General features: G+C 42.5%; 9 protein-coding genes and 2 tRNA genes. 10 read left to right on the top strand and 1 reads right to left on the bottom strand.

Features of this window, described 5'->3' with window-relative positions:
* The first annotated feature begins 194 nt into the window (after positions 1-194).
* From AC0MXB_RS16630 to AC0MXB_RS16595, 8 genes are all read left to right on the top strand, one after another.
* The gene (locus AC0MXB_RS16630; RefSeq protein ID WP_474040847.1) at positions 195-1,586 is read left to right on the top strand and encodes a sodium:solute symporter family protein; all 1,392 of its coding nucleotides are present in this window, start codon (positions 195-197) and stop codon (positions 1,584-1,586) included.
* A gap of 105 nt (positions 1,587-1,691) precedes the next feature.
* On the top strand, positions 1,692-3,323 hold the full coding sequence (gene hcp, locus AC0MXB_RS16625; protein ID WP_474040846.1) for a hydroxylamine reductase: 1,632 nt from the start codon (positions 1,692-1,694) through the stop codon (positions 3,321-3,323).
* Positions 3,324-3,908: 585 nt separating this feature from the next.
* Complete coding sequence (locus AC0MXB_RS16620; RefSeq protein WP_474040845.1) at positions 3,909-5,594, top strand: methyl-accepting chemotaxis protein; 1,686 nt, start codon at positions 3,909-3,911, stop codon at positions 5,592-5,594.
* 59 nt (positions 5,595-5,653) lie between these two features.
* Positions 5,654-6,880, top strand: coding sequence for an EAL and HDOD domain-containing protein (locus AC0MXB_RS16615; RefSeq protein WP_474040844.1), 1,227 nt, complete (start codon positions 5,654-5,656; stop codon positions 6,878-6,880).
* Positions 6,881-6,922: 42 nt separating this feature from the next.
* A complete protein-coding gene (locus AC0MXB_RS16610) occupies positions 6,923-7,825 on the top strand; it encodes a chemotaxis protein (RefSeq protein ID WP_474040843.1) in 903 nt (300 codons plus the stop codon).
* A gap of 220 nt (positions 7,826-8,045) precedes the next feature.
* A tRNA-Ser gene (locus AC0MXB_RS16605) sits at positions 8,046-8,134 on the top strand.
* Positions 8,135-8,139: 5 nt separating this feature from the next.
* Positions 8,140-8,230: transfer RNA gene (locus AC0MXB_RS16600), tRNA-Ser, on the top strand.
* Positions 8,231-8,457: 227 nt separating this feature from the next.
* Positions 8,458-10,497, top strand: a complete 2,040-nt coding sequence (locus AC0MXB_RS16595) for a methyl-accepting chemotaxis protein (RefSeq protein ID WP_474040842.1) — start codon at positions 8,458-8,460, stop codon at positions 10,495-10,497.
* 76 nt (positions 10,498-10,573) lie between these two features.
* On the opposite strand, the gene AC0MXB_RS16590 is transcribed toward AC0MXB_RS16595, so the two are convergent.
* On the bottom strand, positions 10,574-10,921 hold the full coding sequence (locus AC0MXB_RS16590; protein WP_474040841.1) for a hypothetical protein: 348 nt from the start codon (positions 10,919-10,921) through the stop codon (positions 10,574-10,576).
* Positions 10,922-11,400: 479 nt separating this feature from the next.
* On the opposite strand from AC0MXB_RS16590, the gene AC0MXB_RS16585 reads away from it, so the two are divergent.
* Both AC0MXB_RS16585 and AC0MXB_RS16580 read left to right on the top strand, forming a co-directional pair.
* Positions 11,401-12,540 (top strand): acyl-CoA dehydrogenase, encoded by a 1,140-nt coding sequence (locus tag AC0MXB_RS16585; protein ID WP_474040840.1) that lies wholly within the window; start codon positions 11,401-11,403, stop codon positions 12,538-12,540.
* Between the two features lie 317 nt (positions 12,541-12,857).
* On the top strand, positions 12,858-14,240 hold the full coding sequence (locus tag AC0MXB_RS16580) for a sigma-54 interaction domain-containing protein (protein ID WP_474040839.1): 1,383 nt from the start codon (positions 12,858-12,860) through the stop codon (positions 14,238-14,240).
* Positions 14,241-14,358: the final 118 nt, after the last annotated feature.

Below are 14,358 nucleotides of genomic sequence, written 5' to 3'. Positions count from 1 at the left end.
GCTTGGAGTTGTTTTTGGCCCATTAGTAAAAAAAAAGTAGCAAAAAGACATGGGTACATGTATACTTGAATAAAAAGTGTAAAGTTTTACCTTATTATATGAGGTCAAATGTTGCAGAAGAGGGTGAGGCGGCCGCAGAGTTTAGAGAGAGACTATTTGATGGATTCTTTTATTTTGGTGAGGGGGCATAAATTATGGATCTTTCTTCAGCACATATTATTGGAATTGTGATCGCGTTTGTACTTATAGCCGGAGCCGGTCTTTATGCTGGTAGTAAAGTAAAATCAACGGCTGATTTTTCTACAGGCGGCCGCAAAGCAGGCTGGTCGCTTGTAACTGGGACGTTATTAGGTACGTTTGTCGGCGGCGCATCGACAATTGGGACAGCGCAGTTGGCCTTTCAGTATGGCTTTTCCGCTTGGTGGTATACGATTGGCGGCGGCATTGGCTTGGTTATTTTGGGACTTGGCTTAACTAAGAAGTTTTATGCCAGTTCCGCTGAAACGATTCCACAGTATCTTGTTAAAACATATGGTGATAAGATTGGCCCGATTTCCAGTATTTTTACGTCTGTAGGCATCTTTTTTAACTTGGTGGCTCAAGTTTTATCTTTTGTAGCATTAATGGGTGCGATGTTTCATATGAATCCCGTCATATCGTCAAGTATCGGTGTAGTCATTGCTTTGGCTTATGTACTTTTTGGCGGGATCTGGGGAACTGGCTACGCTGGTTTGGCCAAACTGTTTCTCGTATATGCTTCTATGATTATGTGCGGGATTGCCGCCTACTTTTTTATGGGCGGCGTTAGTGGCTATGCAAATGCGTTTCCGGCATATCCTTGGTTTTCCTTCTTTGGTCGTGGCATCGAAAAAGATACCGCAGCTATCTTTTCGGTTATTGTCGGGATTTTATCGACTCAGACCTATATGCAGGCTGTAGTATCAGCGAAGAATTTGCGAGAATCGCAAAAGGGCGCGATTATGGCTGCTATTTTGGCGCCGCCTATCGGTATTGGAGGTATTTTAGTCGGCTTATTTATGAAAGCAAATTTCCCGAATACACCTTCGGCTGAAGTATTTCCTGCTTTTATTATGCATTATCTGCCACCTTTGGCTGCCGGCATTATCTTAGGTACGCTACTTATTACGGTTGTCGGTACTTGGGCTGGTTTGACCTTAGGTGTTACGACGATGTTTACTCGTGACATCTACCAAAAGTTCTTCCGGATCAATGCCAGCGGCAAAGAAACGTTGCTGGTACAGCGTCTTTTGATTGTAGTTGTTTGTGTAATTACGGCTATCATTGCCAACGGGAATGCGGGATCGCTCATTTTAGGCTGGACCTACTTATCGCAAGGCCTGCGCGGTTGCGCTGCTTTGTTTCCGCTACTTGGCGCGATGCTGTTGCCGCGATTTGTTTCTCCTACGGCCGGCGTTGTTGCTGCAATACTAGGGCCTTTGGCTAATATTATTTGGTTTATGATGTATCCAAAGGGAATTGATCCGCTTTATCCAGGCTTAATTGTAAGCTTTATCGCTCTTGTCGGCTTAAGCTTAGTAACGAAGAAACAGACGAACGAAGAATAATAAAAAAAGGCAGGGCACTGTGATATCTATCACAGTGCCCTGCCTTTTTTATTTGTATACTTAAGGCAGTGACAGATAAGAAACCGCTATAGGAGGAATGAATTTATGTTTTGTTATCAATGTGAACAGACGGCCCAGGGGAAAGGCTGTGAATCCTTCGGTGTCTGTGGTAAGAACCCTGAAACAGCTGGTCTGCAGGATGTGCTCCTTTACGGTGCTCAAGCCATTGCCGTGTACGCTCATGCCGCTAGAAAATTAGGCGTTGTTGATCATGAAATAGATCTTTTTGTTGTTCATGCTTTATTTACGACTGTAACGAATGTGAATTTTGATCCGCTTCGTTTGCAAGGACTGCTGCAAGAAGCCTATCGTTTAAAAGAGAAGGCAAAGGCTCTTTATGAAGATGCTTGTGCCAAAGCGGGTGTAAATCAAGACAAATTGGCTGCTGCAGCTAATTTTACTTATGACAGTACTTTAGCCGGCGATACCGTTGCTTATATTGCGGATCGCACGAAAAATTTTGGCGCCGATGTTTCTGGTCTCATGGAAATGATTTTCTCCGGCCTTAAAGGCGTGGCGGCTTATGCCGATCATGCTCAGGTATTAGGCCAGGAAGATGAAACTGTATATGGCTTCTTTCACGAAGCCTTAAGCTTTTTAGCGAAAGATACCTTTACTGTTGACGAGCTTGTGGCTATGGCCTTTAAAGTCGGCGAAGTGAATTTAACAGTAATGGCTCTGTTAGATGCTGCTAATACCGGCGCTTATGGCGATCCAGTACCGACAGCTGTACGGGTAACTCCAGTAAAAGGCAAAGCGATTCTTGTATCAGGTCATGATCTCAAAGACCTGGAAGAATTGTTGAAACAGACGGAAGGTACGGGAATTAACATTTATACTCATGGCGAAATGTTGCCAGCTCATGGTTATCCCGGATTGAAAAAATATGCTCATCTTGTTGGAAATTATGGCGGAGCATGGCAGGATCAGCAAAAAGAATTTGACGCATTCCCTGGCGCAATTCTGATGACGACAAACTGCATTCAAAAACCGGCTGATAGCTATAAGAGCCGCATCTTTACCTGTGGTCTCGTGGCTTGGCCTGATGTTGTCCATATTTCTGACCGCAATTTTGCGCCAGTTATTGCCGCTGCACAGGCTGCAGAAGGCTTTGCTGTTGATCAGGATGAAAAAACAATTCTTGTTGGTTTTGGTCATAACAGTGTGCTTGGCGCCGCTGACAAAGTCATTGAGCTTGTTCAGCAAGGCAAAATTCGTCACTTCTTCCTCGTAGGCGGTTGTGATGGCGCCAAGAGCGGACGTAACTACTATACGGATCTTGCTACGGCAATTCCTGATGACTGCTTGATTTTAACCTTAGCCTGTGGTAAATATCGCTTTAATAAACTGGATTTTGGTACGATCGAAGGCTTGCCGCGTCTCTTAGACATTGGTCAGTGCAATGATGCTTATTCCGCAATTCGCATTGCAGTTGCCTTGGCAGAAGCGTTTAAAACTGATGTAAACAGTTTGCCGCTTTCCTTGATCCTGTCTTGGTATGAACAGAAAGCTGTAGCAATTTTACTGACACTGCTTCACCTAGGTATCAAGAATATTCGTCTTGGCCCAAGTCTCCCAGCTTTTGTAACACCGGCTGTGCTGCAAGTGCTGCAAGACAACTTCAACTTGATGGCGATTACGACGCCAGAAGAAGATTTAAAAGCGATTCTTGGTTAAAATGTTTGGTTAAAATAATAAAAGCGTCTAGAGTCCTTTGTTTTTAAGGATTCTAGACGCTTTTTGTTTTAAATAATGTTTTGCTAAAAAAGATTCAACAGGAGCTGATCATATCTTACAAAATAAGCTTAGTTTAGAGCTTTTTGGATATAATATCAGGGAAGGTACTAAGCTTATGTGTCAAAGTGACCGGGTAAATGTTGAAAAATAGACTATTAAATAGTATAATATACTAAAATTTGCTAATATAAATGACAGAGATTTAACGATACGCGATCAAGCTTTATCGGTTTTAACAGGAGACTCTTTTTAGATACGTTCAACGTATAGTTTATAAGCCGTGGGACTGGCAAATAAAATTGGGTGGTCTGTGGTGTAGACTTTTACCTTGCAGTGTATTTTGGTTTCTTATCGCGGCCATTTTGATCCGGTCCTTGGGAGCAAAGTTAAACAGTGTGGTATAGCTGAAGCTGTTTAGTGAGACGCTTGCAACTTAGATTGTTGCGGGCGTTTTTTTGTTTACATATATACAATTTAAAAAGGATTTAGAGGAGGGAGAGGGTTCGACTAAGAACCCAGAGAGACATGAAACTAAAAACAAAAATTACTGCTTTTTTTCTATTTGTTGCGCTTGTGGCGACACTCGGTTTTGCCTATACAATTTGGAACGTGGCGGCAACAGCCGATAGCATTGTATTATTGAAGGAACGCGATATTCCTCGTCAAATGAAGAATCAGGAAGTGGCGCAAAACGCGATAAAGATGGTGGCGCAGTTACGAGGTTATGCATTAACTAATAATCAAGGCGTATTAGAAGACTATCGGCGATTAGCCAAAGAAAATGATGTCTTAGAAGATGAATTAATTGCAATGTCTACTACTCCGGAAGGCAAAAAAATGGCGACAGAGATCAAAACACTTGATAATCAATACTCTGTGGCTGCTGATAAAGCTCTTGTCTTGATACAACAAGGCAAGAAAGAAGAGCTGACTCAGCTTATGGCAACAGATTTGGCGCCGCGCGCGGCTGCGCTATTTGCCAAGATCAAGGAGTCGCAAGACTATCGGAGTAAGCAGATTGTCAGCGTAATGGAAAAAGATGTGAGTGAAGCGGAACATACAAAATATGTTGCTTTGATCTGTGCGGCCTTTACTCTTGTTTTAGCCATACTCGTAGGCCTTTATGCTGCTCATAATATCGTGCAGCCTATTTTAGCTGTAGTTGCTTTTAGCAAGGAGTTAGCAGCAGGGGATTTTCGCGATAAGCCTCGTAAAGTAACGCGGCGCGACGAGCTTGGCGAGATGGCCAATGCGTTAGCTGATATGCGTGCGCAAGTCCGTCAGCTTTTACAAAAAATTAGTCAATCGGCACAGCAGGTAGCTGCTTCTTCCGAAGAGTTGACGGCAAGTTCAAATCAGTCAGCCCAGGCAGCAACACAAGTGGCAGTAGCCATTACGAATGTGGCTGATGGGGCAGCGAAACAGCTGACGGCGGCTCATGAGACAACTTCTGTCGTACAAAATATGTCGGCAGGTATGGAGCAGATTTCTGGCAATGTCAATCACGCTTCCGGTGCGGCAGCCGATGTTGCTGTTAAGGCGCAGCGAGGGAATGAGCAGGCCTTAAAGACGGTTGATCAAATTAAGCGAATTGAAGCGACTGTAGGTATGTCAGAGCAGCTAGTTACCAAACTCGGCGAGCGGTCTAAAGACATTGGGCAAATCGTTGATACAATTTCTACTTTAGCGGGCCAGACGAATCTCTTAGCGCTTAATGCGGCGATTGAAGCGGCTAGAGCCGGTGAACAAGGCAAAGGCTTTGCTGTTGTCGCAGAAGAAGTTAGAAAGCTAGCAGAACAATCGCAAGAAGCTTCTAAAAAGATTAGTAGCTTGATTCAGGAAATACAAAGTGATACAGACCAGGCTGTTATTGCCATGCAGCAAGGGAGTAGCGAAGTACGCGCTGGCGCCGTTGCCGTGAATGAATCAGGCGAGGCTTTTGCCGATATCGCCGCGCTTGTGGCTAATGTCTCAAAACAGGTTCAAGAGATTTCGTCTTCTATGGAATATCTGGCTGGCGGAAGTAGGAAAATAGTTGTTTCTGTAGAACAAATTGATATATTGAGTAAACATTCATCAAGTGAAACCCAGAATGTTTCGGCAGCCACAGAAGAGCAGTCTGCTTCCATGGAGGAGATCGCCTCAGCGAGCCAGGTCTTAGCGGATCTAGCCCAAGAGCTGCAAACCGCTGTTGTGTATTTTAAATTATAAAATCTAATCGGTAGTCTCATGGTATTAGCCGTTTATTAGCTGAAAGGGGTAGCTTTGTTTTGGCAGATGCTTATGTAGCACGGCAGCCAATATTTGATGTCAAATTAAATGTTGTTGGCTATGAATTGTTATTTCGGCATAAATTTGTTGATCAGTACGATGGCTTGGATGGGGATTGTTCGACAAATAGTGTGATTGTAAATTCTTTTTTACTGATGGGCATTGAACGATTAACAAAAGGGAAAAAGGCTTTTATTAATTTTACTGCTAATTCGATAAAAAATAATACTCCTGGGATGTTGCCGAAAGAATTAATTGCCGTAGAGATTCTAGAAGATGTCTTTCCTGACGAAGCAATCATTAAAGTCTGTAGACAACTAAAAAAAGATGGCTATTTATTAGTATTAGATGATTTTGTTCTTTTAGATAAGTTCGCACCGTTGATCCCGTTGATTGATATTATTAAAGTGGATTTTTGTAATACGACTGAACAGGAAAGAGTTGCCATTGTTCAGCGATTAAAAAATTATCCCGTCAAGTTTTTGGCAGAGAAGGTTGAATCACAAGAGGCGTTTCAATGGGCGTTGCAGCGGGGTTACTCTTACTTTCAAGGCTATTTTTTTGGTAAACCTGTGATTGCATCTCATAAGGAAATTCCTGAATATAAAGGGAACTATCTGCGAATTCTGCAAGAACTAAATCAGCCTGAATTGAATTTAAATCAAATTGGGAAAATTATACAAAAGGATCTTTCGTTATCTTATAAATTATTAAAATTTATTAATTCGCCTATTTTTGGTTTTGGGCTACGAATTTGTTCTTTACAGCAAGCCTTGGTGCTATTGGGTGAACAAGAGCTGAAAAAATGGATATCACTGATTGCTTTAAAAAATATTGCGACTGATAAGCCGAATGAACTCATCGTACAATCACTGATTAGAGCGGAATTCTGTAAGCGATTAGCCTTGCGTAAACTACCCAAAGCCTTTGCAGAACATACCTTTCTCATGGGAATGTTTTCTTACCTTGATGTGCTGCTGGAACGGCCTTTGCCGGAAATATTGAATGAGCTTCATTTAGCGGAAGAACTCAAACAGGCTTTACTAGAGACTCCTAATCATAATAATGAATTCTCATTATTATATAATTTAGTGATAAGCTATGAAAAAGGGGATTGGGAGACCTGCTTTTATTGTATTGGAAAAATGGGTATGGCTGAACATGATGTAATAGAGGCGTATAAAGCGGCTGTTATTTGGGCCGATAATATAGTTACTAGTGCCTGAAAATAATGAAAGCAGTAAATGATTAAGAAAGTGGAGGGCTTTATGGACAATCAAAAAGGGATTTTATTAGAATCGGGTACAAATGAGTTTGAAATTATTGAGTTTTCTATTGGTAATCGTTCCTATGGTATCAATGTAGCAAAAGTAAGAGAAATTATTAATATCGTCCCTGTTACGGAGTTGCCCCAGGTCCATTCCCTTGTTGATGGCATTTTTACTTTGCGCGGTAAAATTATGCCTTTATTAAATTTGGCGAGATCCTTACATGGGGATGACCAAGCTGCTAATCCGAAAATCATTGTTGCTGAAATGAATGGGTACTTTGTAGGTTTTAAAGTAGATGATGTGTCTAGAATTCATCGCATTTCATGGAGTCAAATGGAACCTGCTCCCAATGTATCTGACTCGGCGCAGATTATTGGTGTTGTAAAGCTAGAAAACCGTTTAGTTCTTCTATTGGATTTTGAAAAAATATTATCAGAAGTAAATCCTGAAATCGTTAGGAAACTAACTGCTGTGCCTGTTTCAACGGAAGAGTTAATCAATTTGCGCAAGAAAAAGACGGTGTTGATTGCCGAAGATTCACATATGCTAAGAGAATTATTACTGCAAACCTTAACTACTGCCGGTTATAATACGATTTCCGCGGAAAATGGTCAGGTCGCGTGGGAAAAGATGAAGAATTTAGTAACCAGCGACGAATCAATTACGCAGCAGCTCCAAATGCTTATTACCGATATAGAAATGCCCCAAATGGATGGCCATCACTTAATGAAAAAAGTAAAGGAGGATAAAGCTTTGCAGGAACTGCCAATCATTGTATTTTCTTCATTAATCAATGATGCTATGCGCAAAAAAGGTGAGGCTTTAGGCGCCTGTGCTCAAATCACGAAACCAGAAATTGAACAGTTAATTGGCGTAGTAGATAAGATTATGTTTGAATAGGAAAAGCTTTGTGCCGAGGAAATGATACAAGCCAGGGCGATGTTAAACGTAGCGAAGTTAGTCTAGAAAAGAGAATTGTTACTACAAGTTCTCTTTTCTAGGGCTTTCGTTTAAATTTTCTCCGTCTATTGCCAGAGTTTATCGTTGGTGGCTTTTTACAATCGGTTATGATTGACAAGAGATTCTTATTTTGTTATACTGTTTAATGTGTTTGAAAGTTGGAGAGGTGTCCGAGTGGTTTAAGGAGCTGGTCTTGAAAACCAGTGATCCTGCAAGGGACCGTGGGTTCGAATCCCACCCTCTCCGCCATATATGGAGTGGTACTCAAGTGGCTGAAGAGGACGGTTTGCTAAATCGTTAGAGGTCGTGAGGCCTGCCAGGGTTCAAATCCCTGCCACTCCGCCATATAGAAACAAGTACTGCCTACTGTTTAGTAGGCAGTTTTTTTGTGTGACGAAAAACTTTTGTTCGATCAAATTCGACTTAATATGCTATAATGTAGCAAAGAAAGTTGCCGCGTGAATCAGCAAAAAGATAGTCAGTAGCGAGGTGAAGCAGATGAAGCTAAGGATCGGATGATACACGGTAAGGCGGGGAAAAGAAATATAAGCTTTCGCTGGAGGTGTTTTAGAATGATATCTAATGCACGGTTACATTCGATTCGTGTCAAATTCTTGCTTCTGTTCATCCCCTTATTTTTAGTGAGTTTTGTCGTTCTATCAGGAATTAGTTATTACGTGGCAAATCGAGCCATTTTGGGGGGAGCCGATGAAATTGCCCGCGGAGTAGGCGATAAGTTTGCCGTTAAGATTGAAAAAGAAATTGCTGAAAAAATGATTCGCCTTGATGAGCTAGCCGCTATGCCAGAGCTAGTAAGTAACGATGAATCTGGACGGGTGAAGCTTTTGGCTGGTGTAAAACAGCGTAGCCCGGGGTTTGATATGGTTGCCTACGCTAACGCCAATGGGGCAGCTTTAAGTGATACAGGCATTACGATGGATCGTAGTCAAAGTGAATATATTAAGAAAATGCAAGAGACAAAAAAGCCTTATGTTTCTAGCGCTTTTGTATCAGGGACTACAGGAAAATTGATTACGGTGCTTGCCCGGCCTATTTTACGCGAGGGCAATTTGATTGGTTTTGTCTACGGCACAATTAGTTTAGATAATATTTCTCACATGATGGAACAGGTTAAATTTGAAAAAAGCGGCTATGGTTATTTAGCTGATAGTTCTGGCGTTGTCTTAGGTTTTGGCGGTAAACCCGAATGGGCTGGTAAGTTTAACTTGACAGAAAAAAAGGTTCCACCTGAATTAAATACGAAGGAACGCGAGCTAGATGATCGACTAATCAACAGCTTTAAGGCGGTGGCTCAGTCTGGTCAGCAGACCTCGGCAGAGTACAAAACCGTTGGCGGGATTGAAGCAATTGCGGTGATGACGCCCATCGAGCTGGAAGGGCGTCGTTGGATCATTACTGTTACAGCGCCGCGTGCCGAGGTACAGGATGATGCTGACCTATTGTTTAAAGTGATGACAGTGGTTTCAACCTTTTTTATTGGTTTTGCTATTTTTGTTATCTTTTTTATGGCCAAGCGACTTTCACAGCCGATCGAGGCAATTCGTGATGAATGCATGGTATTAAATGACGGTGATTTACGGCAAGATCATGTCAGTGTGGTATCGCAAGATGAGATTGGCCAGTTGGCAAAAGGCTTTCATGAAATGCGGCAAACCTTGCGACGTTTGATCCGCAGTGTGCAAGATCAGTCACAGCAAGTGGCGGCGGCCAGTGAAGAATTGACAGCAAGTTCGCAACAATCGGCTGATGCGGCATCTCAGGTCGCTGACTCTATTACAGCGATTGCCCAAGGGATTGACAGGCAGTCGGCTGAAGCCAAGGCAGTGAATCATTTGGCTCAGACTTTTTCGAGTCGATCAGAGGCTGTGGCCGCCAAGACGCAGAATGTCGTGACAATTGCTCAGGGGGCGGCTGATAAAGCGGAACTGGGGCGTGGCGCTATTGCTCAGGCCGTTACCGAAATGCAAGAGATCAGTCGAGGGTCTGCCCAAATTCAAACAGCTATTACAAAATTAGATCAGGGAGCGCAGGAGATTGGCCATATTGTTGATTTAATCTCAGATATTGCGGGACAGACCAATCTTTTGGCTTTAAATGCGGCGATTGAAGCAGCTCGGGCTGGCGAGCAAGGCCGTGGCTTTGCTGTTGTGGCCGAAGAAGTCCGGAAATTAGCGGAAGAATCGAATCAATCTTCGCAAAAAATTGGTGATTTGGTAAAACGGAATTTGGCAGACATGAGAGACGCTGTAACAGCAAGTCAGGAAGGATCTGGGCGGATCTTGCGAGGGATCGACGCAGTTCAATCGGCTGATGCGACTTTTACTCAGATCGTAGTGGCTGTGGAAAACCTTTCCCGGGAAATTGCTCTTATTTCTGAAGCCATTCAAGATATGGCTGCCAATAGTTTTACGATGCTGCAGGCCATTGGTAAAATTGACGAAGTCAGTAAGGCCAATGCGGCAGAAAGCGAATCGGTCTCGGCTGCTACGGAGCAGCAATCAGCGGCTATGGAGGAAATTGCTTCAGCTAGCCAAACATTAGCGAAGCTGGCGATGGATTTGCAAGACGCTGTAGCGAAATTCAAAGCATAGAAAACGCAAAGCTATAGCTTGCACTATAAAGAAGGCCTGCTCGATATAACGAGCAGGCCTTTTTAAATAACATAACTTATTCTTTTTTCTTCTTTTTTCCGTTTAAATTCTGCTCAAGTGCTTTAGCAGCTTCTTCTACGACTTTTTTCGTTTTGCCACCGACAATGATTCGGATTTCTGGTTTCCACCAGGAACCGCCTACTCTGTCATAAATAATTTTAGCTTGTGGATGAGCTAAGGCTGTTTTTTTAATACCTGCTTTGATTAAAGGTTTCAGAAAGAAGAAAATACTTAGCGATACTTCGCTCCGAACAGGGTTTTGTACTCGGTATATCTTATTGTCTGCTTTCATAGCAGGCTTGGTGTTCATCTGCATCTGCATCTGCATTTGTTTTTCTTGTTGACGATATTGGTTGTAGCGCACGCAAATCTCTCCTTCAACATATTACATCTTGATTGTATCAGGTATTGCAGGAAAAGCCTATACCCTGAGCCGTTAAAATGCAAAATTTATTGCTAGTACCTGAAGAAAGTTTTTTAATTACTTCGGCTTATTTTAAGCGAAAGCGCTTCTTTTGATGCATCTTGCATCAAAAGAAACGACCATTTCACGAAATATTTAGGCAAAACGCTCTGTTTATATTAATTTTTAGTGATGCACTTTTATTCATGACTGATGCATTTTGCATCCTTGTGGGGGATTTGTATTCTTAATAGCTAGAATAGACGCTTGATCAACAAGCTTTATGACTAAAAAAAACAAAATTCAGTCACTTTTTTCAATTTGTTTTGGTATAGATTTTGCAATATAAAAACTTGCGATCATGATTCTATTCTACACGAAATCAGAGAGAAGTTTTTCATGATGTAAGGCAATTAAAAATGAGTAAAGGTGTGAAAAAAATGAACTTTGAGTTAACAGAAGATCAAGCCTTGATGCAAAAAATGGTAAATGAATTTGCTGTAGCCGAACTCGCGGAAGGTGTTGCCGAACGTGATGAAAAAGATGTATTCGACCGGAGTCTCTACACTAAGGTAGCCGAACTGGGTTTGCCGGGAATTTGTTTTCCCGAACAGTATGGCGGCGCCGGCGGCGATGAATTAACCTATATTATGGCAGTAGAAGCTCTGTCACGTGTGGACGATGGTATGGGGATCGCTTTTTCGGTAACCGTATCGCTTTGTGCTTGGCCTATTTACAAATACGGTACGGAAGAACAAAAGCAAAAATATCTGCGTCCCTTGGCAGAAGGCACGTCCCTTGGCGCTTTTGGCTTAACTGAAGCGAATGCTGGTACCGATGCCAGTGCGCAGCAGTCTGTTGCCGTAAAAGACGGCGATGACTATATTCTTAATGGCAGTAAAATTTTTATTACGAATGCAGAAGTGGCCGATGTTTACGTGGTATTTGCCATGACGGATCGCAGTTTGGGTACGAAAGGGATTACCGGTTTTATTTTAGAAAAAGGAATGCCTGGTTTTACTTTTGGCAAAAAAGAGGACAAATTAGGGATTCGTTCTTCCCAAACGATGGAACTGATTTTCCAGAATGTACGCGTTCCGGCGGCGAATCGTCTCGGAAAAGAAGGCGATGGCTTTAAAATCGCTATGGCAACTCTCGACGGCGGTCGTATTGGCGTTGCCGCCCAAGCTCTGGGGATTGCCCAAGCGGCGCTTGATCATTCGATCCGCTATTCGAAAGAACGGGTACAGTTTGGCAAAGCCATTGCCAAGCAGCAAGTACTGGCCTTTATGATGGCTGATATGGCTACGCAGATTGAAGCTTCACGCCTGCTTGTATATCAAGCCGCTTACCTCAAGGGACAGGGAAAACCCTTTTCGAAAGAAGCCGCTATGGCTAAAATGTTCGCCTCTGATGCGGCTATGGCCGTAACAACCGATGCGATTCAGATTTTTGGCGGCTATGGCTATTCGAAAGAATATCCGGTAGAACGACTCTTTAGAAATGCTAAGATCTGTCAGATTTATGAAGGCACAAATCAGGTACAGCGGATGGTTGTTTCTGGCGCTATTTTGCGGTAAGTTTTATTTCTGATGCATGTGGTTTTCGTTGCAGGATTTATCAGTGAGGGATAGTATAGAGAAGACTTAATAGATTATTCATAGTTGGCAGTAGACTTGTAATGGTAGGATTTAGATCAAATAGAAAGAAAAACCTCTTTGACGCTTGAAGACAGCTCACTCTCTAGCTCTCTTGCGCTATAAAGAGGTTTTTCTATTTTGCTTAAAAGATCTTTTCTTGGCGACATGAAGGGAAAATATTTTCTAAACAGAAATCTACAAGGGATTATGTAATTTTTTTAGAAGTTTGCGCTAACAAATAGCAGGAGGGAAAACTTGTGGCTCCAACTTTTCAAAATATACATCAGGTAGAAGGATATCTCTCTTATAATCAAATCACCGTGATCATTGAGCAGTCTTATGATGGAATCCTCGTTATTGATAGTCAGGCAACTGTAGTATTAGTCAATGACGCTTATTGCCGCTCTACCCATATTAAGCGAGAAGACATTATTCAAAGGAATTTTCGCGAGGTCTGGTCCAAACGAGTTTTTTCCGCTGCGATTTTAGAAGCGTTAGATCATAAAAAATCGACGACGCGGATTCATTATGACATGTCCCCAGGCAAGGTCATTATGGTTACAGCGAATCCTGTGTTTGACGACGACGGGAATATTAGTTTTGTCATCGGCAATTGCCGTGATATGACAGAGCTTGCCAAACTGCGTGAAGACCTCGAGCATGAGCGCAATAAAGTATCCGGTCCGATCGCGGCTAGTCCCAATATGAAGCAGCTGTTGTTTGCGGCTGAAAAAGTAGCATCTGTTGACGTAACGGTACTGATTACTGGCGAATCCGGCGTAGGTAAAGAAGTCGTAGCACGTTATATTCACGATCAGAGTCGACGCAGCCAAGGCCCTTTTGTGGCGGTAAACTGCGGCGCCATTCCGGAGAATCTATTGGAATCGGAATTCTTCGGTTATACTAACGGCGCTTTTACTGGGGCGAGAAAAAACGGCAAAAAGGGTTTGTTTGAAACAGCCCATGGCGGGACTTTGTTTTTAGATGAAATTGGCGATCTTCCTTTCAATTTGCAGGTAAAACTGCTACGGGCCCTCGATACTGGGCGAATTACGAAAATTGGTGATAGTCAGGAACTCGATGTAGATGTGCGGATTCTAGCAGCGACCAATAAAAATCTCAAGCAAATGGTGAGTGAGCAAAAGTTTCGTGAAGATTTATATTATCGCTTAAATGTAATTCATTTGCAGATTCCGGCGCTCCGGGAACGGCAAGATGATATTCGCTCTTTATGTATTTATTTTTTGAATCTCTGTAATGAGCGGTACGGACAGAATAAAAAGCTCGATGAGACGGTATTGGAGCTGTTGATCCACTATGACTGGCCAGGCAATGTGCGGCAATTGCGTCACGTCATTGAACGAATGGTTGTGATGAGTCGGGACGATATCATTACACTGGAAGGGCTGTCTGATGAAATTACTTCTTCAGCGCTGCTGAATAAAGCGGCGGCGCTGCCTGGCGAGCCAATTACACTGCACTCGCTGTCTATACCTGATGCTGTTGCCGAAATTGAACGGAAGATTTTTCAGCAAGCCTTACAATCTTGTCATAGCAGCCGAGCGATTGCTAAAATAACAGGAATTAATCAAAGTACGGTACTGAGAAAAATGAAGAAATACGGATTTTCCATTGAATAAGTGATGCAAAATACATCAAACTCGTAAGATGCCTGTAAAATTCTGATTTTACAGGCATCTTTTTTGCTGTACTTTTGCATCAGGCCGAAGCAAAATGCATCATTTCGATTTTTACCAC

Source organism: Pelorhabdus sp. sgz311001 (assembly GCF_055901755.1).
Note: the sequence above shows the minus strand (reverse complement) of the source record. Positions and strands in the feature narration are given on the sequence as shown.

Coding starts and splice junctions, on each gene's coding strand:
- AC0MXB_RS16630 (WP_474040847.1), top strand. CDS start 195: ATGGATCTTTCTTCAGCACATATTATTGGAATTGTGATCGCGTTTGTA.
- hcp (WP_474040846.1), top strand. CDS start 1,692: ATGTTTTGTTATCAATGTGAACAGACGGCCCAGGGGAAAGGCTGTGAA.
- AC0MXB_RS16620 (WP_474040845.1), top strand. CDS start 3,909: ATGAAACTAAAAACAAAAATTACTGCTTTTTTTCTATTTGTTGCGCTT.
- AC0MXB_RS16610 (WP_474040843.1), top strand. CDS start 6,923: ATGGACAATCAAAAAGGGATTTTATTAGAATCGGGTACAAATGAGTTT.
- AC0MXB_RS16595 (WP_474040842.1), top strand. CDS start 8,458: ATGATATCTAATGCACGGTTACATTCGATTCGTGTCAAATTCTTGCTT.
- AC0MXB_RS16585 (WP_474040840.1), top strand. CDS start 11,401: ATGAACTTTGAGTTAACAGAAGATCAAGCCTTGATGCAAAAAATGGTA.